This is a genomic window from Sporomusa acidovorans (genome assembly GCF_900101845.1).
Lineage (GTDB): Bacteria > Bacillota > Negativicutes > Sporomusales > Sporomusaceae > Sporomusa > Sporomusa acidovorans.
Window position 1 is genome coordinate 102,655 of record NZ_FNAM01000013.1, and the last position, 23,494, is coordinate 126,148.

At 45.0% G+C, this 23,494-nt stretch carries 20 protein-coding genes and 1 pseudogene; 6 read left to right on the top strand and 15 right to left on the bottom strand.

Annotated elements, in window-relative coordinates:
- Positions 1-9 precede the first annotated feature (9 nt).
- The 3 genes from kdpA to BLR65_RS11215 all read right to left on the bottom strand — a co-directional run bounded on the left by kdpA (position 10) and on the right by BLR65_RS11215 (position 3,317).
- Positions 10-1,716, bottom strand: a complete 1,707-nt coding sequence (gene kdpA / locus BLR65_RS11205; RefSeq protein ID WP_093794272.1) for a potassium-transporting ATPase subunit KdpA — start codon at positions 1,714-1,716, stop codon at positions 10-12.
- A gap of 1 nt (position 1,717) precedes the next feature.
- A complete protein-coding gene (gene kdpF, locus BLR65_RS31805) occupies positions 1,718-1,804 on the bottom strand; it encodes a K(+)-transporting ATPase subunit F (protein WP_093794273.1) in 87 nt (28 codons plus the stop codon).
- 385 nt (positions 1,805-2,189) lie between these two features.
- The gene (locus BLR65_RS11215; RefSeq protein WP_093794274.1) at positions 2,190-3,317 is read right to left on the bottom strand and encodes a metallophosphoesterase; all 1,128 of its coding nucleotides are present in this window, start codon (positions 3,315-3,317) and stop codon (positions 2,190-2,192) included.
- Positions 3,318-3,519: 202 nt separating this feature from the next.
- On the opposite strand from BLR65_RS11215, the gene BLR65_RS11220 reads away from it, so the two are divergent.
- Positions 3,520-4,356, top strand: a complete 837-nt coding sequence (locus tag BLR65_RS11220) for a DUF2935 domain-containing protein (RefSeq protein ID WP_093794275.1) — start codon at positions 3,520-3,522, stop codon at positions 4,354-4,356.
- Positions 4,357-4,521: 165 nt separating this feature from the next.
- Here the strand turns inward: BLR65_RS11220 and fucO are convergent, their stop codons facing one another.
- From fucO to BLR65_RS31395, 8 genes are all read right to left on the bottom strand, one after another.
- Entirely contained in the window at positions 4,522-5,673 is a 1,152-nt protein-coding gene (gene fucO, locus BLR65_RS11225) for a lactaldehyde reductase (RefSeq protein WP_093794276.1), read from the bottom strand.
- A 39-nt stretch (positions 5,674-5,712) separates the two neighbouring features.
- On the bottom strand, positions 5,713-6,615 hold the full coding sequence (locus BLR65_RS11230) for a dihydrodipicolinate synthase family protein (RefSeq protein WP_093794277.1): 903 nt from the start codon (positions 6,613-6,615) through the stop codon (positions 5,713-5,715).
- 45 nt (positions 6,616-6,660) lie between these two features.
- Complete coding sequence (locus BLR65_RS11235) at positions 6,661-7,764, bottom strand: L-rhamnose mutarotase (RefSeq protein ID WP_093794278.1); 1,104 nt, start codon at positions 7,762-7,764, stop codon at positions 6,661-6,663.
- Positions 7,757-9,028, bottom strand: a complete 1,272-nt coding sequence (locus BLR65_RS11240) for a sugar MFS transporter (protein WP_093794279.1) — start codon at positions 9,026-9,028, stop codon at positions 7,757-7,759. Before BLR65_RS11240 ends, BLR65_RS11235 begins: the two co-directional genes overlap by 8 nt.
- Positions 9,029-9,045: 17 nt before the next feature.
- Positions 9,046-9,825, bottom strand: a complete 780-nt coding sequence (locus BLR65_RS11245; RefSeq protein ID WP_093794280.1) for an SDR family oxidoreductase — start codon at positions 9,823-9,825, stop codon at positions 9,046-9,048.
- 24 nt (positions 9,826-9,849) lie between these two features.
- Complete coding sequence (locus BLR65_RS11250; RefSeq protein WP_093794281.1) at positions 9,850-11,367, bottom strand: UxaA family hydrolase; 1,518 nt, start codon at positions 11,365-11,367, stop codon at positions 9,850-9,852.
- 212 nt (positions 11,368-11,579) lie between these two features.
- Complete coding sequence (locus BLR65_RS11255) at positions 11,580-12,359, bottom strand: IclR family transcriptional regulator (RefSeq protein WP_093794282.1); 780 nt, start codon at positions 12,357-12,359, stop codon at positions 11,580-11,582.
- A 283-nt stretch (positions 12,360-12,642) separates the two neighbouring features.
- Positions 12,643-12,765, bottom strand: a complete 123-nt coding sequence (locus BLR65_RS31395) for a hypothetical protein (protein ID WP_281241525.1) — start codon at positions 12,763-12,765, stop codon at positions 12,643-12,645.
- 206 nt (positions 12,766-12,971) lie between these two features.
- On the opposite strand from BLR65_RS31395, the gene BLR65_RS11260 reads away from it, so the two are divergent.
- Both BLR65_RS11260 and BLR65_RS11265 read left to right on the top strand, forming a co-directional pair.
- Positions 12,972-14,543 carry a sigma 54-interacting transcriptional regulator gene (locus BLR65_RS11260; protein ID WP_093794283.1) on the top strand — a complete coding sequence of 524 codons (1,572 nt, stop codon included), beginning with the start codon at positions 12,972-12,974 and terminating at the stop codon, positions 14,541-14,543.
- Between the two features lie 94 nt (positions 14,544-14,637).
- Positions 14,638-15,195 (top strand): annotated as a pseudogene (locus BLR65_RS11265) (amino acid permease); the annotation flags it as partial.
- On the opposite strand, the gene arsN2 reads toward BLR65_RS11265, so the two are convergent.
- The 3 genes from arsN2 to BLR65_RS11280 all read right to left on the bottom strand — a co-directional run bounded on the left by arsN2 (position 15,120) and on the right by BLR65_RS11280 (position 18,710).
- Entirely contained in the window at positions 15,120-16,394 is a 1,275-nt protein-coding gene (arsN2, locus tag BLR65_RS11270) for an arsenic resistance N-acetyltransferase ArsN2 (RefSeq protein WP_093794284.1), read from the bottom strand. The pseudogene BLR65_RS11265 and the gene arsN2 overlap by 76 nt on opposite strands.
- Positions 16,387-16,839, bottom strand: a complete 453-nt coding sequence (locus BLR65_RS11275) for a MarR family winged helix-turn-helix transcriptional regulator (RefSeq protein WP_245692703.1) — start codon at positions 16,837-16,839, stop codon at positions 16,387-16,389. The genes arsN2 and BLR65_RS11275 overlap by 8 nt, the downstream gene beginning before the upstream one ends.
- Positions 16,840-17,498: 659 nt before the next feature.
- The gene (locus BLR65_RS11280) at positions 17,499-18,710 is read right to left on the bottom strand and encodes a GNAT family N-acetyltransferase (RefSeq protein ID WP_093794285.1); all 1,212 of its coding nucleotides are present in this window, start codon (positions 18,708-18,710) and stop codon (positions 17,499-17,501) included.
- Positions 18,711-19,031: 321 nt separating this feature from the next.
- Here BLR65_RS11280 and BLR65_RS11285 point away from each other — a divergent pair, with 321 nt between their 5' ends.
- Together BLR65_RS11285 and BLR65_RS11290 are read left to right on the top strand one after the other, a co-directional pair.
- A complete protein-coding gene (locus BLR65_RS11285; RefSeq protein WP_093794286.1) occupies positions 19,032-20,060 on the top strand; it encodes a mechanosensitive ion channel family protein in 1,029 nt (342 codons plus the stop codon).
- Between the two features lie 127 nt (positions 20,061-20,187).
- Positions 20,188-20,412 carry a nitroreductase family protein gene (locus BLR65_RS11290; protein ID WP_093794287.1) on the top strand — a complete coding sequence of 75 codons (225 nt, stop codon included), beginning with the start codon at positions 20,188-20,190 and terminating at the stop codon, positions 20,410-20,412.
- Positions 20,413-20,857: 445 nt separating this feature from the next.
- Here BLR65_RS11290 and glmS read toward each other — a convergent pair whose 3' ends face one another.
- Positions 20,858-22,687: a glutamine--fructose-6-phosphate transaminase (isomerizing) gene (gene glmS, locus BLR65_RS11295; protein ID WP_093794288.1), complete on the bottom strand. Its 1,830-nt coding sequence runs from the start codon at positions 22,685-22,687 to the stop codon at positions 20,858-20,860.
- 569 nt (positions 22,688-23,256) lie between these two features.
- On the opposite strand from glmS, the gene BLR65_RS11305 reads away from it, so the two are divergent.
- A partial coding sequence (locus BLR65_RS11305; RefSeq protein WP_143122556.1) for a transposase family protein occupies positions 23,257-23,494 on the top strand: 238 nt, incomplete at its 3' end.

Here is a 23,494-nt window from a genome sequence, read left to right on the forward strand (position 1 = left end):
CTTCACTCCTTAAAAGGTAGTGCCTTGTAGCATTAATACGTGTTCGACAATGGGTCCCAGTGCCAACGCCGGTAAAAAGGTCAGTGCGCTGACCACCAATACTACGGCCGCTAACAGCACGACGAACAGCCAGCCCGTGGTCGGGAAAGTACCGGGACCAGGCGGTGTTATTTTTTTTTCCGCCATACTGCCGGCAATCGCCAGCACGGGGATGATAACGCCAAACCGGCCGAGTAGCATCGCCAGGGCAAGTGCAAGATCGTAAAACAAAGTATTGACCGTAAGTCCGGCAAAAGCACTGCCGTTATTGCCGGCGGCGGAAGCGAAGGCATACAGCATTTCACTCAGGCCATGAGGACCCGGGTTGGCGATGCCGGCCAACCCGTCTTCTGTTACGGACGCGACGGCACTGCCGATAAGGATGGTAACAGCCGGAATCAGAATGGCGACAGTCGCCATTTTCATTTCCCAGGAATCGATCTTTTTCCCGAGATATTCGGGTGTCCGTCCCACCATTAAGCCAACAATAAACACAGTAAGCACGACAAAAACAAGTATGCCGTAGAAACCGGCGCCAACCCCGCCGAAGACAACTTCACCAAGCATCATTTGCAGCAGCGGCACCAGGCCGCCCAGCGGCGTAAAGCTGTCGTGCATCGCATTTACCGCCCCGCAGGACGCGGCCGTGGTTACGGTTGCAAACAGCGAAGTCCCGCCGATCCCAAAGCGGACTTCCTTACCCTCCATTGCCGAAGATCCGCTGACGTCGCTCACCGCTACCAAAGGATTGCCGGCCAACTCACTGGTATAGTTAAGAGTCAGCATCATAAGGAACAAGAGTGTCATCGCCGCCAGTACCGCATAACCTTGACGCCGGTCTCTTACCATATACCCGAAGGCAAATGCCAAACCGGCAGGAATTAAAAAGATGCTAAGAGTCTCAAGAAAGTTCGTAAACGGGGTAGGGTTCTCGAAAGGATGGGCCGAGTTGGCGTTAAAAAAGCCGCCGCCATTCGTTCCCAACAATTTAATTGCCTCTTGGGAAGCAACCGGCCCTACCGCGATTTTTTGCTCCGCTCCTTCAAGGGTCTGCGCACTTACATAGGGCGACAACGTCTGCGGCACACCTTGCTGGACAAGCACCACGGAAAACAGAATCGATATGGGAAGCAGGATATAGATAACACTGCGGGTAAGGTCGACCCAGAAGTTACCGATAAGCTGGGTTGTTTTGCGGGTAAGACCTCTGATAAAGGCTATTGCCACCGCAAGGCCTGTAGCTGCCGACAGGAAATTCTGCACAGTCAGCGCGGCCATCTGCGTAAAATAGCTCATCGTCGTCTCGCCGCCGTAAGCCTGCCAGTTGGTATTGGTCATAAAACTGACCGCTGTATTGAAAGCGACGTGCCACGGCGCCACCGCCGCCAAATTTTCAGGATTCAACGGTAGTTTATCTTGCAGCATCTGAATGATAAATACCAGTGCCATCCCCAGAAGATTGAACCAGATAACCGCGCCCGCATAGCGCTGCCAGTTCATTTCTGTCGAATCGTCAACCCCCGTTATCCGATACAGTATTTTTTCTATTGGTCGCAAAACTGGATCAAAAACAGTTTTTTCAAGATTAAATACTTTGGCCATATACCGGCCGAGTGGCCAAGCCAGGCCAAAAAGAACTGCAAAAAACAGGCCAAATAATGTCAGATCGCTTGCCATTTTAAAATTCCTCCGGTTTCATCAAAGCATAAACAAGATAAATCAACAATAGAGAGGTTATTCCCCCTGCCACCCACAGGTCGGTCATGCTAGCGCCTCCTTGTTATTGTCTAACCTGGTAACACGCTTATTGTACAGCAAAACCCTGTCAGAATGCCGTCTGGGAAGTCTTCAAAGGCGTCAATATTTTGTCAGGGACAATGGATAATAAAAACGCCTAAAGCATCTTAACCGACAAAGTTCCGGCTGCTTTAGGCGTTTTTCATGGTGGAGAGTCCATTTATAAGGATAATCCACCCAATTTTCATTTTTCACGCATTAACCTGTTCTGTCATTATCATTGGCCTGTTCTCTGGGTCCTATTTTTGTAGACTCGCGGGGACGGTTCCAGCGATGCGATAACCAATGAATCAAAATAACCATCCCTGTGAGTCACTTGAATCTTTACCGCGGCCACTTTAAATTGAAAAGTGTTATTCAAATTTGATATTAATTTCGACAATCTCCGGTTGATTACCAAGTCTTATTGGTGGGCCCCACGTACCATAGCCGCACGATACAATAAGTTGATACCCAGCTTTTTTCAGATAGCCCCAGTCTTGTTCATATATTGCTTGCGTGATCAGATTATTGGGGAAGAACTGCCCCTTGTGTGTATGGCCGGATACTTGAAGATCCACACCTTGTTGAGCGGCTTCATTAATGCGTGACGGTTGATGATCTATTAAAATAATTGGTTTCTTTTTATCAATATCTTTCATTATGTCTGCAAGTGTCCCTGTTCCTCTGTCAGCATATCGGACAGCAGAAAGATCATCACGACCCACAATATAAATTGCATCACTGATCGTGGTCCTTTGATCTTGAAGGACAGTAATACCGTTATTTTTTAATAGTGAAACTGCTAAGGCTGGTTGTCCACTAATATATTCGTGATTGCCAAGAACTGCATATGACCCGAACCGCGTTTTTACATTCCGAAGTGGTTCTGCGATCTTGTTGTTTGCTACATAGGTAGCGTCATCATCAATTTGATCGCCGGCATATAAAATTATATCCGGATTCAGTTCATGTAGGGATTTTGCTAATCGTTCCACGCGATCAATTCCAACGACTCGCCCCATATGAATGTCTGACACCAAAACAATCTTTAAATGATCGATTCCTTCGGCCTTTTTATTGATCGATAGATCATAGCGGGTTATAACTGGGTTTAGCGCATTCCAAGCACCGTAAGCTAGCATTCCCAGAAGGATAAAAAAAACTATATACCCCTGGTTGGTCATATCTTTAGCTATAGCCGGTAAGAAATTTAATCGTTTATCAGCGACTTTTGTAATATCTACAATAAACCACAACAGCACTGACCAGTAGGTTATAGCTAACCACCAATCACCAATGATAAATAAGCTTTCTGTCTTAGCTATACCCGATCTTGCCAAGATACGTGAGAGGATGGGAGCGGTGACTACCAAAATAAATATAACCCAATAAAATATTGGTGGAACAGATACTAACGTTCTTAACCAATAAAAAAAACGATTACCAATATATAAGTTTGCCAGTCCGTAGACTACTAAGAAGGTTAGAAGAAATCCCATATTAGCCCCCTAAGAAAATAATCACTTTTCCATACTACAACGTATAAATTAAAAACGCAAATATTTTAGTGAGTGCAAACTGCTACGGTCACCCTCAATAGAAGGAAACAGAACGAACCGTCCCTTTTTATTTTAAGTCCTAAGCACTAGACAGAGTGTAGTTACATAATATGTAATATAAATATTTTTGGAGGGGTACGACTTGGATATTTTTTGTAGAGAAGTAAAACCTTTTGTTCCCTTAAATATTCACCAAGTTCGTTTCTGGTTGCGTATTATGAAGGAGCACTCTCTGTTCATAAAATTGGGATTACCTTGTGATCAAACAGAATTAATTCAAGAGGCAGATCAATTCTATGCGGTGTTTGCCGATCTGGAAAAAAGAGCTTGCCAGATCGGAAGTGAAAACGATTTTCTATGTTTTATAGATAGGGTCATGACAGCCGTAAAAAATATATTCTGTTTTAAAAGACATCTATTACATCTACTAATTGAATGCAAAATTCGTGGTGGTGCCAACTATCCATTATTAATTGATCACATATCACGCGAAGCTATGTACTTTCATAAAATTTTACAAAAAGTTAAAGATGGTGAAATGAAGTATCCTGTAGATTCCATCGTAAGTGAAAATGTATTTTGGTTGAGGATTATGGGAGATCACCTAAAATTCATTCGTGGTTTGCTTGATCCGTCAGAACGTGATTTAGTGGATACTTCAAATGCGTTAAGTGACAAGTTTGACCAACTCCAATTACACGCAAGGGACTTTGACAGCATGCTTTGGCATTTCAGAATTACTAATGATTTTTGGCGTTTTGAAAAAGACGTTACTACATCAACTATGCAACTTCGAGATTTTAAAGCAACCGCTGAAGAATTAATTAAAGAATGTGCGGCATTATCTCTAATACCACCGCTGCTCGCCGATCATGTTCGAAGAGAAGCCGAGCATTTCCTTGAAATACTGAACTCAATCCAGAGTGAGGGTATGGAATGCTCTCAGCCAGATATTTTCCATTGTGACCATGAATTCTAAATTTATTGCAGGTAAGATGGCCATATACCCTTTGCCTTCTGTACTTTGGTGCAACAAAAGCAGCCTTGACAATGATTACAAATTGTCAAGGCTGCTCATCACCCTATTTTTAATTTCTACTGCTTCTTGTAAAAGAAATGTTCACGTTCAATATTATTAAGTATTTCAATAGATGGACTTATAAATAGCCAATATATCATCTACCGTTACGTCACGCGGATTACCCGGAGTGCAGGCATCAGCTAAAGCAGACCTAGCCAAAAATTCTAAATCTTTTTCTTTCACGCCTAATTCGCTTAGGCGGCGTGGAATCTTGATGTCGTCGGCCAATTTCTGCACGGCGTCGATAGAGGCCTGACGGTATTCGTCTTGACTCATACCGTCTACGCCTGCTACGCCCATAGCACGTGCTACCTCGCGATACCGTTCGTCCGTTGCCGGTGCATTGAATTTTAATACCGGGGCCAGGAGGATTGCGCAGGCCACGCCGTGGGGGATGTCATAAAGCGCGCTTAGAGGATGAGCCATGGAATGGTCGATGCCAAGACCGACGTTGGAGAAGCCCATACCGGCGATGTACTGGCCGATAGCCATCTCTTCGCGAGCCTTCAATTCGCCTTCCACGGATTTGCGCAGCCATTTGCTGATGATTTCAATGGCTTTCAAATGCATCATATCGGTCAATTCCCAAGCGCCCTTGGTGATATAGCCTTCAATGGCATGTACCAAAGCATCCATACCGGTGGCAGCGCACAGGCCTTTCGGCATGGAGGCGCACATATCCGGATCGACAATGGCGACGACAGGGATATCGTGAGGATCGGCACAAACGAATTTGCGGTTCTTTTCTCGATCGGTAATGACATAATTGATGGTGACTTCCGCCGCCGTGCCGCTCGTCGTGGATACAGCGATAACCGGCATGGCTTTGTGCGTCGTCGGCGAAGCGCCTTCCAAGCTGCGAACATCGGCGAATTCCGGATTCGTCATAATGATGGCAATAGCCTTGGCTGTGTCGATAGCCGAACCGCCGCCGATGGCGACGATGACGTCGGCGCCCTGTCCCTTACAGAAGGCCACGCCTTCCTGGACATTTTCAATCGTCGGGTTGGCTTTGATGTGATCGTAAACGGCATACTCGATACCGGCAGCATCGAACAGCTCCGTCACCTTAGCGGCTACCTTGAATTTGATTAAATCCGGGTCGGTAGCGACCATGACCTTTTTCAAGCCCCGCTTCTTAACTTCATTGACAATTTCACGAATAGCGCCTTTACCGAAATAAGATGTTTCATTTAAGATAATACGATTCGCCACTTTACTCCCCCCATAACTAAGATACTTTTCACTTACTTTTTATTTTTCATCTTTACGCCATAAATCATCGGCAAATTCATGTAATGACTGTTTTACTTCATTAGTTAGCGGTGTTAACGGTTCTTTGCAGTTTTCCTGCATAGGTTTATGTAATTCCTTCATCGCCCATTTCATAACCGGATTGAAGGGCGTGTAGACTTCATAAAACTGCATGCGCTTGTCAATTTCCCGCTGCACGGCTTTAATCTGCTGCAAATCTTCCTGCCGCAATGCTGCGGCGACATTATGGCAAAGTTCCGGATATACGTTCGATAGCGCGCCGATGCAACCGTCGCCGCCGGAAATAACCGCTGGGATGCAATTGTTGTCATAGCCGGTAAACACCTGGAAGTCAGGGTATTTACTCTTAATTTCCTGAATGTATTTCTGCGTATGCCTTAGTACGGGGTGGGTATCTTTCACACCGACCAAATTTTTATGTTTAGCCAGCAGCCGCAAAATGGTATCGGACGATATATCATAGCCGGTACGATCCGCGTAATTGTATATGAAAATATTACCGTGAATCTGACTCATAACATCATCATAATAAGTAAATACGTCTCCCTGATTACAGGCACTGTAATAAGGACCGACAATAATAACCGCATCTGCCCCGGCATCAATAGCCGCATTAGAAAGGCTAATGGTTTCGGCTTTAGCCATCCGCCCCGTACCGGCTAACACGAAGCCTTTATGATTGATATGCTTCACCGCATCGATAATCATAGCCTGCATTTCCTGATAGGTAAAAGCATAAAATTCACCGGCGCTACCGCCGACCAACACCCCATCGATACCAGCACCGAGAATCTGATCGTATAACGCGTGCATTTCTTCATAATTTACCGTTCCGTCTTCCTTTACCGATGTTAAAATTGGACAAATATATTTACAATCCATTGTGCTTCTCCTTTTCCCACATATAATGACATAAATCCAACCTTCTTAATCTAGATCATATACGAGTTTCATATCAGCCCACCACTCAGACTTAAAAGCGCCTTCTATGCGCGTCTGGCAGGGATCGGTTTCCTGCCACCATCTCTGCGTTTCAGGGTCCTGTGCCATCTTGGCCATATCGTATGCGAAATCGTCGCCACCGTACTCCATAATCGAAAAGAGCAAATCATCACGGTTAAAAATCTGATATTTGGTGATCCCGCATTCTCTGATCATCTTATTTACGCCGGCGAACGGATTAGCATGCAGTTTTTTATAGTACTCTGCCTTTTCCGGGCGAAGTCGGATCACACTGGCAAAAACCTGAGGCTTATTGATTTTATAAAGCTTCTTGGCATTTTTACTGAAAAAGTCTGCATCATCACCAAAGTATTCCCTTACTGCCTGCAAATGTTCATCAAATGACGCGTACAACTCCACAACCGGGAAGTTTGAAGCATAAATAAGTTTGGAATGATCAAATTCGCCAGTCAAAAAGTCAAGCAGATTTTTTACAAAAAGCTTGTCTTTGGTAGCAAACCCGGAAACCTTGCAGTACACATTAGGTAACTTTGCCAGTTTTCTCATCGCCTGTTTGTAAGCTGCAGTCAGTTCTGTCACATTGCCGCAGTGATTGATGATCACCTTGGCCTGCGGCACCTGGGAAACTGCATGATACATATCTTCCAGTTCTGCTACCCGATTGCAGCTCTCAAAAATCATATCCTGATCCGCCAAAACTTCAAGCCCTTCTATAAAGCTTCGTTCTAAGCATCTACCGCGCGGCGACGAGTCAATATGAAGCGGCTCTCTCACACCGGTAATTCCCAGGGGAAGCCGCATGTGAGCGCATAAATGCGGCGCGCGCATAATTCTGGCCAAAATCTTAGAACTAGGCAGATTATAAATATACTCGTCCTCTTTACTAGCGTTATCACAGTCAACTTCTACGTAAACGCCACCCTTAAAATCGAGATCATGCTTACCGTAAGCTTTGCATAAATCATCCATGCTAAAGCTTTTTTTAATGCCGGCGCATGAATCCAGCCAGGGAAGATGCAATATGTCCAAATCCCAAATGTGAAAGTGACTATCAACTACTTCAAGCATTTATTATCTCCTCATTCGGCTTTTCGGTCTTTACATCCATACCACATTCCGCATTACAGCCTTTAAATCCATACCACGCAACATATAAAAAGCAAGGTAAAAGCAGCAGATAACCAGCCGCTGTACCAAAGTTGTCGGCAACATGGCCCATGAAAAAGGGCATGATCGCCCCGCCAACGATGCTCATAATAATGATACTGGAAGCTGTTTTTACAAGATTCTCAGGAATTTTTACAACACTTAAAGCAAAGATTGTCGGGAAGCTAATCGACATAAAGAAGAAGGAGGCGATCAGCAAGAATATACTTAGGCTGCCGGTTGCAACGTTCAAGCAAAGCATGAGTATCACATTGATTGCGGAATATACGCCGAGAATTTTACCGGCACTGAATTTCTTCATTAAAGGAGTCGTTACAATTCTACCAACCATGAATGCGATTAATGCAATACCGAAGAAATAAGCAGCTTTGCTATCGGCAAGTCCCTGCCAGTGCTCAACACTGTAATTAATGAAAAATGCGCCGGCACCAACCTGGGCAGCGATATATAAAAACTGTGCCAATGCGCCAAGTTTAAAATGCTTATAGCTAAAAAGCTGACTATATGACCCATTGCCTTCCGCCGAATTTTCGCCGTCTGAAACTTCCGCTCCCTCCGGCATTTTAGTAATAAGGAATAAAAAGAGCATACATACAACAATGGCCGCAATGCCAACATAAACCAGTTGAACATTATGCATGTTCCGGGCGATATCATCACTCTTGGCGATAGAAAGAAACAAGCTGCCGCCGATGATTGGCCCCAAAAACTGGCCAACACCGTTAAAACTTTGGGCCACATTGATGCGAAATGCTGCGTCTTCATCATGACCAAGCTTTGTAATGTACGGATTGGCATTTGTTTCCAAACTGCCAAGGCCGCAGGCAATCACAAAAAATGCCCCTAAAAACATAGTAAAACTGTGAGCATTGCTTGCCGGAACGATAAGCAGGGCCCCCACGGCATACAGGAAAAGTCCCATGATAATTCCGCCTTTAAAACCAAACCGTTTCGCTACCAGTGCAGCGGGCGTAGCAATGACAAAATATCCACCAAAATAAGCTGCCTGCAACAGACCGGATGTCGCTTTGGTAATGCCTAACTGGTTTTGAAAGTTTTTGTTCATAACGTCAATCAAACCATAGCTTAAGCCCCAAAGAAAGAACAGTACTGTAACCAAACAAGCAGCTATCTTAACATTTTTACTACTAACATTGTCACCCATTTTTTTCCCTCCCTTACTTAGCTTAACGCTCTATCAAGATGAACATAACCGCCATCCACAAATACCCACTGAGCCGTGGTATGCGATGAAAGCGGGGAAAGCAGGAAGACTGCCATATCTGCAATCTCTTCAATCGATGTAAAACGATGTTCAAACGGAATTTTATCTGCAATAACTTTTTTTCTTGCTTCCGGATCGTCAAAGGTTTTAATCCAGTTTGCGTATAGCGGCGTCCAGCATTCGCTGACGACAATCGCATTGCTTCTTACATGATCCTTGGCTAAAGCAGCTGCCCACTCGCGGGTCAGAGCCAAAATTGCCCCCTTGGCAGCCGCATAGGCGCTGGTCTTGCCCTGTCCGGTAAGAGCTGTTTTGGAAGAAATATTTAAAATGGACCCTCTGCTGTCTTTAAGATACGGAACGGCAGCATGAACAAGTGCATAGTAATGTGTCAGATTTTCATGAAGGCTCTTCTCAAAATCCCGCCAGGAAGTTGTTTCTAGATCCTTATTGTCATTGGCACCAGCGTTATTTACGATACCGTAAATAGATCCCCTCCGTTTTGCCATGTCGTCAACAATTGGTTGAATTTTATCCGTTTCGTTAAGATCAATCTGAATAAATTCATAATCCTTAGTGAGCGCTTCCAGCTTTTCTTTGAACTCAGGCAAAATTGCCGAACGGGAAAGCACAATCGGAATCGCCCCTTCTCTGGCCAGAGCAAGTGTAATACCGCTTCCTATACCTTTTCCGCCACCTGTTACAAAAACAACCTTTTCTTTTAATTGCAAATCCATGTCGTTCGACCTCCTTCTAAAATCTTAAACAGTTGTTGCCAGCCGCCAAATGGAAAAATCATTTTGTCTGTTCATCTCAGCCTTAGTAAGTTTCCCATTGCTTACCGCCACAATAAAGTCCAAGATCTCCTCTCCCACTTCTTGAATGTGCTTGGTACCTTCTATCACGGTGCCAGCATTTAAATCTATGGAATCATTCATACTCTGAAATACCGCCGAGTTTGACGCCAGCTTTATCGTCGGCGTAACAGCGCTTCCGGTCGGGGTTCCACGACCGGTGGTAAACACGCAAATATTACATCCGCCGGCAACCATGCCGCTTAGCTGTTCGATGTCATTGCCCGGTGTGTTCATAAAAGTCAGCCCCTTACCGGTTATCCTTTTAGCGTACTCTTTCACTGCCACAACAGGCTGGTTGCCTGCTTTGTAAATACAACCCAACGATTTTTCCTCAATACTACTCAAGCCACCTTCAATATTTCCCGGGCTGGGATTGGCACCGCGTATATCGGCATGCGATTTTATTACGGTATCTTCATAGCCCTTAATCGTGCTGAGAATTGCATCTTTCACGCTGGCATTTATCGCTCTGCTGGCCAGAATATGTTCAGCACCGATAAGTTCTGTTGTTTCAGCCAGTATTACGCTGCCACCATGCTGGATAATCATATCGGCAGCTGCGCCAAGGCTTGGGTTTGCGCTAAGGCCTGAAAAACTATCGCTCCCGCCGCACTCGGTGCCAAGCACTATATCGGCCAAGGATCCTTCGCTTTTCTGCACTTTCAGCGCCGCCGCGAGCATTTTTTTAACTATTTGTACTCCTTTTTCAATACTCCGCACGGTTCCGCCGGCTTCCTGAATAGTAAAGTACTCCACAGCCTTATACGGCGCTCTTTCCCTGATTTCTTCCGCAACAGCCCTTGCCTGTACACCTTCACAGCCAAGACCTACCACCAAAACACCGTATACATTCGGGTTGGCGCCGGTTCCAACGATGACATCCTGCGTTTGTCTTACATCGTAGCTTAGCTCGCTGCAGCCGTGCTGATGGATAACGTAAACGACATTCGTTTCATCATTTTTTGCTTCGTCACTGTACGTTACGGCATTGGCAATACTTTCCGCTACTTTATTGGCACAATGCACGCTAGGAATCACCAGAATGTGATTTCTAAAGCCAAAGCCGCCGTCACTTCGTCTGTACCCCATAAGCTTGTATGTTTTGTCACTTTGAGCAACAGTGGTTTTACAATAAACATCCTGTCTAATGTCTCTTACACCACTGTCCGTATCACCTCTGCCGCGTTCGCCTTCCATATTATGTACATGCACCCATTCCCCGGCTTTTATATCACAGCTTGCAAGACCGATGTGCGAAGCATATTTAATAACAGGCTCGCCTTTTTTAATGTCCGCAGTTGCAAATTTATGGCCTTGGCGTATGTCCTGAAGAACGGCTACGCCAAGCGCAATATCGCCTTTTTTAAGAAGTTCTAAAGCGGTTGCAACATTATCAAGTTCGCTTACGTGAATGGCATTCATTTGATCAAGTCCTCCTTCTTTTAAATTTTTGTTCGTATATACTATCACTGTTTGTATATACTTACTACACCTGAAGTGTAGCAAATTTATTCCATATTGTCAAGAATTTAATGAAAAATTAAATAATAAGGAAATAAAGAAAAAGTGCACCTCCAAATGCTAGAATTATTGTCTAACACTTGGAGGTGCACTTCAAACGTCGTTTTTTATTTTCAGTCAGAAAACAGCTTTACTTCCATTGGTAGCAGCGCAATTTCTTTTGCAATCAATTCGGCATGCAGTTTCAAAACAGCCAAAATTTGCTCAGTCTTTTTCGGCGTAGACCGAAATATGGGAAGACTAACGCTAATAGATGCCAAAACCTTGTCAGAAATTTTGATCGGAACAGCCAGACACTCTATGTCAATATTGGTTTCACCTATTTCATGAGCATATCCATTGTTCCTTACTGCCTCAAGCTGCTGTAAAAGCATTTTTAAATCCGGTATAGTCCTTACCGTATATTTTATAAATTCGTTTGGATAAAGTTTAACTATCTCATCATTGCTTAAACCGCTAAGAAGACATTTGCCGAGAGCGGTTGCATAGGCGGCAATCGTCTTGCCGGCAGACGATTCAATTCGTATTGCCTGATTCGGTTCTGTTTTCTCTACATAGAGTACGTCGCCTCCGTCTAATATGCCAAGCTGGCATATTTCGTCGCAAGCAGCCACAATTTCTCTCATGTGCGGTTTAAGGATGTCCAAATAATTCAAGGAATGGACGTAAGCATATCCCAGTTTAAAGCAGTTTTTACCAATTACAATTCGTGAACCAAAATTCTGGAGAAATCCTTCATGTAAAAGTGTCATGACTATCGGGTGCAACGTGCCCTTGAAAATGCCAGTACGTCTTGAAATTTCAGCAAGAGTAAGGCCATCGACACTGTTATATATAGCTTCTAAAATGTGCAAAACTCTAAGAGTTGGATTATGTAATTTAATTTTATCCATATATGCATTATAGCTAATTAATTATTTATTGTAAAGTTTGGGGTACTGTCAGTAATTTTTTCACACATTTGTAATGAGAAAGCCAAAAGGCATGTCGTGGGGTGTCTCGGGGACGCTTTCGTCTCTGCTGCCTTATGCTCGCCAGGGATATACTGATTTTACTTGCATTTCCGGTATAAAGAGCTATAATTAGAAATAGGTGGAAATTAAAAGTCGCCGTGTCCTGAAAGTGTTACCAGCACTTTCAGGCACGAGCAGGTGGTTAGGCACCTACACGCAACAGTTAACTGTCCACGACGACACTATTATTATACCGTGTTGCCGCTTGGGATACAAGCATCGGCCAGCCGGTTAAAAGAGTGTTTGTCCGGGGGCGGAGCTGTGCGGCTGCGCGCAATATCTGCATAAGGTAACAGGCGGTCAACGGATTTTTGATCAAGAGCGCCTGCTTACAGATAGCAGCAAGCGATAGAGCAAGCGCATGTGTAGGTTGAAAGACCTGCCATGCGCTTTTAATTTCCTCCCAAACCGGGTTGGACTGCAGGTTCCTCCAACATGGGACTCCAACAGGGGAACCTGCGGTTACAGCCTGAATCGAGGGAGGGACTTTCTATGCGTTTGCGGCTGCCCTGTGTGAATCGGGTAGGTCTTATTCATGATATTACCCAGTGTTTGGCCAAACGGCAGATCAATATTGTTTCGCTGGAAGTCGAACAGGGTAATGTATTTCTCGAGTGTCCCTGGCTGGAACCGGAGAGAGAAAAAGCTTTCATTCAGGCCCTGCGGAAAATTGGCGGCGTGTACCGGGTGGAAACCATCGCGTTGATGCCGTCTAAGGAACGGGCCGAGCAGTTGAATGCCATCCTGGGGTCGGTACAGGATGGCATTCTGACCGTCAATCAGGATTCCATCCTGACGCAGTGCAATATGGCGGCTGTCCGGATCTTACGGTTATCCCTGGCTGCCAGCATGGGACAACCCATCGACGACAGTTTGGCCGGTAATTTGTTCGTCCTGGAAACCCTGCGTACCGGAAAATCCTTTCGTAATCGTGAAGTTTTTGTCGACAGTAAGGGCGGTTACTGCATCGTCAGTACCCTGCCGCTGCGCAACAGGCAGGAAGAAGTGGTCGGCGCGGTGGCGGTTGTCCGGGATATTCGCGAAGTACGGGAGTTAGTCCACAAAATCACAGCTTCCAGGCCGGTGACTTTTGCCGATATCCCTTTTACCAGTACGGCAATGGCCAGGGTAATGGAGCAGGCCCGCCTGTATGCCCGCAGTGATTCTACCGTGCTGCTATGCGGTGAGACCGGCACAGGCAAAGAACTGTTTGCCCGGGCGCTCCACAGTGGATCGTCCCGGGCTCAAGCGGCTTTTATACCGGTCAATTGCGCGGCCATTCCCGAAACCTTGCTGGAAAGCGAGCTGTTTGGTTATGAAGAGGGAGCGTTTACCGGTGCGGTGAAAGGCGGCAAACCCGGCTTGTTTGAATTAGCCAACGAGGGCACGCTGTTTTTGGATGAAATCGGGGAAATGTCGGTTCATTTACAGGCCAAACTGCTGCGTACCCTGCAGGACCGGCGGGTGCGCCGTGTGGGCAGCAGCCGTGAGATCGCAATAAATGTGCGGATAATTTCGGCAACCAACCGCGATCTCGAAAAACAAGTGGCCGGCGGTTTGTTCCGGGAAGATTTATATTATCGTTTGAACGTGATTCCCTTGTTTTTACCGCCGCTGCGGGAGCGGCAGGAAGATATTCGGTTATTGGCCGAATATTTTTTAAAACGCTTTGCCGGCAAGCTGCAGCGTCCGGTGCAGGGCTTTACCCCGGCGGCGCTGGAACGTCTGCAGTATTACGACTGGCCGGGCAATGTGCGGGAATTGGAAAATGTGGTGGAACGGGCCGTCAACCTGGTGGGAGGAACGGCAGTAGAAGAACGGCACATTTTATTGGGACGCCGTCCTCCGTCGCGCCAAATTCAAGTACCGGACGTCCGTTTTGAAACCTATCAGACCCTGCACGAGCGATTAGCCCAAGTGGAAAAAATCATTCTGCGGGAAACGGTTAAGCGGTTTGGTTCAGCGCGGCGGGTAGGCTCAGTATTAGGATTGTCGCATACGGCGGTGTTAAAAAAACTCAGAAAGTATAACTTGAATCAGCCGCATCAAGCGAATGATGGCTGAGAACAGGCAGGCAACTTTTTGGCGCTTAGGCAACCTTTTTGGCAACCTGCTTTTCCATTATCGCTGATTTTTCCTGACAAACAGCCTCTTTTCCTTTCTGCCTTTTGGCTATTCCGGAGTTTCGGCCGGGGCCGCGGTTATCTTCTTTGCTTATTTAGGCGTTGACTCTATTGCAACTTCAGCGGAAGAGACCCGGAATCCCAGTAAGGATATGCCGATTGGCATCATCGGTTCCTTAGCGATTTGTACAGTATTATATGTTTTGGTAGCTGCTGTTTTAACCGGCGTCGTGCCTTATGATCAATTAAATAATGCTGAACCCGTAGCCTATGCGTTGCGTACTCTCGGCTATCAATTTGGTTCGGCGCTGGTAGGCACAGGCGCTATTTGCGGTTTGTCAACTGTTCTCTTGGTTATGATGTATGCACAAAACCGGGCGTTTTTTGCGATGTCGCGTGATGGATTGATTCCAGCCGCAGTTTGCAAGATTCATCCCCAATACGGAACTCCTCATATTATTACCATCCTTGTTGGTATGGCTGACCTTTGCTTTTTCTGTCCTATTCCCATGGTCGATTATAGCTTTAATCTCATACACGTGCTACAGCAGGAGCAGGCGGTATTCAATGTCGAGTTATTCATCAATTCTTCCGGAATATCGGAACGCAAAATCTCTGTAAATCCAAACCTTGCTAAATAGTTAGCTGCAGTCTCTGTCAATAAATATAACTCGCTTATCCCGTTCGACTTAGCCTGCTTAATAGCATGGGTTAGGAGTTTCTTCGCGAGTCCTTGCTTTTTCCATTTAGGACTAACTGCCAGCGAGCGTAATAATCCATACGAGTCGGAGCGCTCCATACCGATTACGGCGACAATTTCTTTGTCTTTAGTCTCGGCTACCAGGAAGTAAGCAAGGTTAACCTCAACCCCGTCTGTCGGAAGCTTTGCATCTGCAAGTAGCTGCTCTAATCTTTGCAAATCCGTTGCGGTCGCTTGCCTTATAACAAAGTCTCCCTCCTTTAGCGCAGTTGCCTTAGGCTTACGGGCTCTAATAAAGGAACTTACTATCGCACCATCTAGGTCTACCAGCTCCGTTTTAGACAACTTTGCAAACAGTTCGGAATCTGAGTCAGTAAAGTCATAGACCCTAGTTACCTCAAGATCGATATTTTCAAATCCAGCTGCCAATAGTTTTCCTTTGTATTCCTCATCGCTAAGAGCACCGGCTATGCAACCGGCCCATGCAGTAAGATCCTGCTGCAATTTTTGAGGTATCGATTTTTTTAAAACAATATCAGATACCGCAAACCGGCCACCTGGCTTTAAGACGCGGAAACATTCTGTTAAGACCTTATCTTTATCAAAAGATAGATTAATGACGCAGTTGGATATGATAACATCAACCGTGTTATCGGGGAGTGGAATGTCTTCAATGTGGCCCTTTAAGAAATCTGCATTGGTTATCCCGGATTTTTGCTGGTTTGCTCTTGCTTCTGCCAGCATCTCGTCAGTCATGTCCAGGCCATATGCTTTACCGGTAGGTCCTACCCTTTTAGCAGAAAGCAAAACATCGAGCCCAGCGCCGCTGCCTAGGTCTAATACAATCTCTCCCGGATGAAGCTCAGCCAGTGCCGTTGGATTACCACAACCGAACGAAGTGGCAATCATATCGAAAGGCAGTCCCTCAACATCTGTCTCTGAATACAAATTCCCGGTTATGCTTTGCGTCGCTTTGTTAAGGCTGGTATCGCAGCAGGAGCCAACCGAACCTGCCCCTCCGCAACATCCTTTCTTTCCGGTAATAGCCTTGGCGTATTTCTTCTTGACAACCTCTCTAATGCTATTACTCACAATTAGCCCCTCCCTTATCTTGTGTAGTACCGGAACAAACTTGCCGTACAGCAAAACCCATTTCTGTATTTTTTACTGCGGTGAGGAGATACGGTAAGATCTCTATCACGGCTTCGCACTTTTCCTTGGGAATTGAACGCAAAACCCGCTCAAAATATTCCTCCATCCCGCTATTAATTGCCTTAACCATCTCCGTTCCTTCTGCTGTTAACGTAATTTTTGTGTAACGCCTATCCTCATTATCGGATTGCCTTTCTACCAGCCCTGTTTTAACCAAGTTGTCGACGGTACGACTCATGGTACTCTTGTCAAGAGTAAGGGCCTCAGACAATTCATTTAACGACAAACCATTAGTTCTGCCAATCTCCACTAAAGTGTGGCATTGAGCAACCGTAATCCCACAACATGCGGCGTCCGCCTTCTGCAGCAAACCTAGTTTTTTCACACATGTCTTAATAATTTCCCTAAAAATTTCGGCGCTATTTGCATCTGCCAATTCAATTCCCTCGCTTTCTTTTATTTCGACCGGCTTTAATTTATTGTAAAAAAGAATTCACGCACTTTGCTTGCTTTCATCGCTGCAATCCATATACTTTCTCCTCATAGCTATTTTTAAAAGGAATTTACATCCCTTATAATTCTATTTTAATTGTAACACGAAACAGTTTTATTTTGCAACTATATTTTAATCTAAAATAATTGCACTTTTATTTAAAATTTTTAGGATAGCAGTTGCATTTTAAGTATCTACCTCATATAATGCAAAAATATATTCCTATATGGGAATATAATAGTGAATGAATCGAAAGAACTGTCCCTACGAGTCTTTCGCAAATAAAACAGATAAAACAGGATTCCACAAAGATTATTCGTGAGCAGCTTACAACCGAACAGCAAGCCAAATTTGACGCTTGACAGCACAAAAAAAGCCCGCTTTCTAGAAGAAAATAATACCTGCTGCCGTATGAAGTAAAATTCGACGACGAATAAAAAAATTCGAAGCCTTACTTAAAGACTTCGGATTTTTTATTTCGCGCTCAAGTTTTCGCTGACCTTGATTATGCCATTACTATTGGCTCCCAGTAAGAGTTCCCACTGCATTCCCTAGAAATAGTCCGAAAAATAAGGTGTCTGTTGCTCAATCGCATCCTCCAGCATATCTACCATTTCCGGGCTGCAGGCAATGCGTCCAATCTTATGCAAATAATCCGGACGCTTGTACCCCAATAGCATGGTTGTCATGGTTTGAATATCTATCCTTGCGCCACTGCGCTCTGCCGTGCGAAAGATTTCACCGTTTCCAGCCGGATCGATGCGCAATGTAAAGGGTCCCTGGTTCCATGAAAGCAGCGGATCATCCAGGTTAAAGGTCCATTCTCGCTCTCTTGTATCCGGCTTAAAGGGATATTGGGCAATAAACTGCTCCACATCCACTATTCGGGCCATATAATAAGGTGAGATGACTTCCTTGATATCAGCGTCCTCCAGTAAAAACGCCAGCGGCTCATCTGTATGAATATTGCCTACGACCTTGGAGATCATGGAAAAGTGGGCGCTGATAAAATTCCAAAGCCCGCTGCGAGCTTCTTCATTTACGAAGATCATATCTTTGATATGGAAAATTTCGTCCGCGATCCAGTAGAGAACATAGCCGGCCGGCTGCCCGTCGTCACTGTAATAAACAGCGGCCATCAGGTCATCCAGATCCCACCGCCAGTATTCATCCCAGGCCAGATCATCGCGCAGCATGGCCCCATGGGTTTGAAGGGCAAAACGTTTATACGCTTTTTTTACATCGTCGCTTTCGATACCAACCCTCCCTACTTCTCCGGCAACCTGTTTATTTTTCGGCAGCTGATAATCCTTCACTTCAAAAGTTATTTTGTCGGAAATAATCTCCCATCCCTTTCGGCGATAGTAAGGAATCGAGTAGGGATACAGGTAAGAAATCGACTGCTTTTTCTCTCTCATTTTTTCCAGGGCCTGATACAGCAGTTTGTGCATTAAGCCTTGATTGGAGTATTCTGGGAAAGTACCGACACCGGTAAGCCCCCCCATGTCGTAAGTTTTATTGAATATCCGGACCTGGAACGGATAAACCGCCACTTGAGACACTAGTTTATCGCCGTCAAACCATCCCCACACATCGGCCTGTTCCAAAGTCGGTGATTTGGCGTGAACGATGTCCCGTTCTTCCCAGCCAACCTTGCGCAGATCGGCATCGGTTACTTGAAACACATATCGTAACAGTTGGTTGTACTGCTCAAGATGCTCTAAGCCGACTTTTTTCATTCTTAATTGCCTTTTTTTAACCATAAAAATCTCCTTTCGTACAAACTTTAACAAATCCGCTATACTATTGTGAACGAGCGAATAAGTTGACAAAATTCGCCGCCACGACTACCGTTGCCAGAAAGATAGAACGAACACACCATAATGTTAAAAATAAAAATAGCCATAACTGCCTCAATAAGTTATGACTATTTTCTATTAGAAGATGGCTAAGTCCTGCTAGGAGACAAATGGGGACGTCTCTGCGCTTCCTCGAAATCGCATCCTACGGGGGTGGCTTTTTCCATTTCTAAGGAAATTCTAAAAATAAGTATCTATAATTACTTTTTGTCATAGGAGGAAAGTATGTTAAATTTTTTCAATGAAATAGTAAATCAAATTATACACGGTCGCTTTGAAACGCATTTAGTAGTTTTCATTATTTGCCTGGGACTAGGTATTATCATGCTTCAGTGGATATGTACTAGGATACTCAAAATAATTGCAAAAGGAGCAAATATCTCTTACTTCCTATTACAGCAAACATTTAGAGGAATACCCACCTTACTAGGCATTCTCATTGGTATCTACATGGCTATGGAATTTCTGGATATTCCACCGGGACCGATGCAATTTCTCCACCATTTGTTCCATTCTGTTGTCATTATGATCTTGACCCTTATGGTAGCCCACCTGGCCTCTGGGTATCTTAAGTATAAACTAGGGAAAAGTTCTGAATATTATGCTTCTACTTCGATCTTAGTTACAACAATTGACCTGACTGTTTACGCCATCGGCGCATTGGTGTTGCTGGAATCCTTAGGAGTTTCCATTTCACCACTTATTACCGCTTTGGGCGTTGGCGGTTTGGCTACCGCTTTGGCATTACAGGACACTTTGGCAAATTTATTTTCCGGTATCAACACCCTGCTGTCCAAACAAATCAAGATAGGTGATTTTATCAAACTCTCCACGGGCGAAGAAGGCCATGTGGTAGATATGAACTGGCGCAATACAACAATAAAAACTCCGACTGAGAATATGGTAGTAGTACCCAACAAAAATATTGCTTCTTCTATAATTACTAATTATGCGCAGCCTTTCGCGGAATGTTCTATTTCTATTCCCATAGGAGTCAGTTATGAAAGTGATTTGGACCATGTGGAGAAAGTTACCGCCGCAGTTGCCAAAGAAGTCCTCGAAGAAACCCAAGGAGGCGTAAAAGGGGTTCAACCATTAGTTCGATACTGCAGTTTTGGCGAGTACGGTATCAACTTCAATGTTATATTGCGAGTCAAAACCGTAACGGATCAGTCCTTAATTCGTCACCAATTTATTAAAAGAATTTATGCACGTTATCAGCAGGAAGGAATAGTAATTCCAGTCCAGAGGTAAAAGGCCAATTTTGAGTGCGCCTTTTACCATTTATCCCTTCTTTTCATTACGGAGGTCTTTGGGGTATCTATTTTAGACGGAATTCAGTTTAATCACCGAATCCTACTGGTACATTTATGATTGCAGCATGGTTGCCGGCAATCTCCATCTTCTTGCCGAGGAAGAGGGGCTCGGGTGCTGCTGGATTGGGGAAGCCCATAATATATTCGCTGACCCAATGGTAAAAAAGGAACTCGGAATTCCGGAAAAGTACGCATTAGTTGCACCGCTGATTATTGGCCATCCGGCAGGCAAAAAGTCTGTTACCGAGAGTCCGAACAAGAGGAAACCGTTTGGGATTATATTTATCTAGTACTTGAGTCAATTAAAATTATTGGTATAATTGAATCTATATATTCCGCCTTAAAGAATACTGCAGGCGCAGGTGGGCGGTGCATTGACAACGCTCCACCACTGGCGTTTGACTTCCGCTTTTGCCAACACACCACCCGCCTGCACAAATCTTTAACACGTTGTATATAAATCAGCAAATCTTCGATAATAAAAACGCCTCAAGCAGCTTGACCGACAAAGTTCCGGCTGCTTGAGGCGTTTTCCATGGTGGAGGAAATCTTTTTCACGCGATAGGAGAAGCAAAGAGACGCTCATTTTGCTTCCCATCAAAATGTTTCGTTTTCTTTTGACCCGACATACTAATACCCCCAGTTATAGTTTGCTTATTCTATAACTGAGGGTATTTAGCAATCTTCGTTTTTATTGACTCAGTTCAACCTGAGGTGGTGTCTTTTCCAAGCTTCTTATTCCACTGTCACGCTTTTGGCCAAATTTCTCGGTTTATCCACGTCGCAGCCACGCGTTACCGCAGCATAGTAAGCCAGTAATTGCAGTGGTATGACGGAGAGAATGGGTGTCAGGAATTTATCCGTTGCCGGAATATAGATGGTATGGTCAACATGTTTTTCAATCTCTTTGTCGCCTTTGAGCCCAATCCCGATGACAACGGCATCCCGGGCTTTCACTTCCTTGATATTGCTGAGCATTTTGTCATAAACATCTTTTTGGGTAGCTAAGGCGATGACCGGCACTCCCTCGATGATCAGTGCCAGGGTACCGTGTTTGAGTTCGCCGGCGGCGTATGCTTCGGCATGAATATAGGAAATTTCTTTGAGTTTGAGAGAACCTTCGAGGGCTACGGCATAGTCCAGGGAACGGCCAAGGAAGAATACGTCTTCGTTAAAGCCGTATTTCTGGGCAAAGGTTTTAATGGGTTCAACGTCTTCCAGCAATTCATGGACTTGACTCGGCAAGTTGCGCAGTTCCTGGCAAAGTTCGCGGGCTCTGGCCTGGGGCAGCGTGCCCTTGAGCGATCCCATATAAATGGCCAGCATAGCCATAATAATAAGCTGGGTGGTATATGCCTTGGTTGAAGCTACCGCGATCTCCGGACCGGCCCAGGTATAGATAACCTGATCAGCCTCGCGGGCGATAGAGGAACCGACCACATTGGTAACGGCAAGTACGCGCGATCCCAATTTTTTAGCTTCCTTTAATGCGGCCAGTGTATCCAGTGTTTCGCCAGACTGGCTGATTATAAGCGTTAACGTCTGATCGTCAATAAGCGGTGAACGATACCGGAATTCGGAAGCCACATCGACTTCTACCGGAATGCGGGCCAGGTTTTCGATCAGATATTTGCCGACGATTCCGGCATGATAGGCCGTGCCGCAGGCAACAACAGCGATCTTTTTAATGGCTGTGACATCTTCCTTAAGCCATTGCAGTTCCTCAAAGTTTATACCATTGTCATCCTTGGCGATCCGTCCGGTCATGGTTTCCCGGACAGCCTTAGGCTGCTCGTAAATTTCTTTGATCATGAAATGCTCATAGCCGCCTCTTTCAGCCGCTTCCGCATCCCAGTTAACCTCAAATACTTTTTTAGTGAGCGGTACCCCCTGCCGGTTTGTCACCCACACGGAGTCCTTAGTGACAATGGCCATTTCACCATCACTCAGGATATACGTTCTGCGCGTCCGGTTAATGATGGCGGGAATATCGGAGGCAATAAAGTTCTCCCCTTCACCAAGGCCGATAACCAATGGATTGTCTTGTTTGGTGCAAATTAGTTTATCCGGCTCATCCTGGCACATAAAAACCAGGGCATAGGAGCCTTCAATATTTTCCAGAACTTTTTTAACAGTCGCCTCAAAATCTCCCTGGTAGTATTCTTCCAGCAGATGAGCGATCACTTCCGTATCGGTTTCCGAGGTAAATTTATGGCCTTTAGCCAGCAGTTTTTCCTTGAGGTGCATATAGTTTTCAATAATGCCGTTATGCACAACAACAAACTTGCCGGTACAATCGGTATGCGGATGAGAGTTGGCGTCAGAGGGACGGCCATGTGTTGCCCAGCGGGTGTGGCCAATGCCAACATGACCTGCCAGCGGACTAATTTCAACTTTTTTGGCAAGTATATTCAGTCGGCCAACACTTTTTTCTACATGTATACTGTTGCCGTCAAAGACAGCGATGCCCGCCGAATCATAACCCCGGTATTCAAGTTTGCTCATTCCTTCCAATAAAAAGGGAGCAGCCTGATCGGGACCAATATAGCCTACAATACCACACATATATATAATCCTCCTAAAATGTCAATACCAAGTATCACGAAATTGTCATCGCCTGTAGGCGATATGGATTTTGTTGCACGCTGCCGTTTTGTGCCGCAGATCACCCTGCGGATTTGTCGGCAAGCTCACGACGGCAACCGCCGAGAGGCATCCGCTGACTGCTCGATGAACCTCTACCTCGTCTGCTTGGAACCAATTTCCAAGCACCAGCGCTTTTGGTTTAGTTTTTGTCGCAATCCTTATTCTTATCCTTAGCTCTGTCATTCTCACCTTCTTCCTAATTCATTAGCTGGGCCGAAAGCTATAGGCCGCCGGCAGCAGCTATACCTTTAAGGGATATATAGCTATTCTATCCGGTGAGACGTACTTTTTCTCCGGATAATAACTATACATATGCAAAGGAGCACTATTTAGTGCTCCTTCGCTATATTCTATCTTATTGTAATATAGTTTACCCCATTGGTCAATAACCGTTTACGTACTGATCAGGGGATGTTCATGAAAAATAAGTTATAAAAAAAGAGGAAAAAAGAGAGAAATAGAAAATATAAGGCAATGAGGTGAAGAAGATGGAAAATCTCATTGCGATATTAGAAAAAGTGTCAGATCCACGACAGGCATGGAAGATTAAACATAAGCTATCGGACATATTACTCATCTGTTTATTTGCAGTAACCTGTAATGCTAACAGTGCGCTAGAAATCTATGATTTCGCGGTTAGCCGAAAGCAATGGCTTAATACGATCCTTTCTTTGGAAAACGGTATACCAAGCCGTTTAACCTTTGCCAGAGTGCTGCAACTGATTT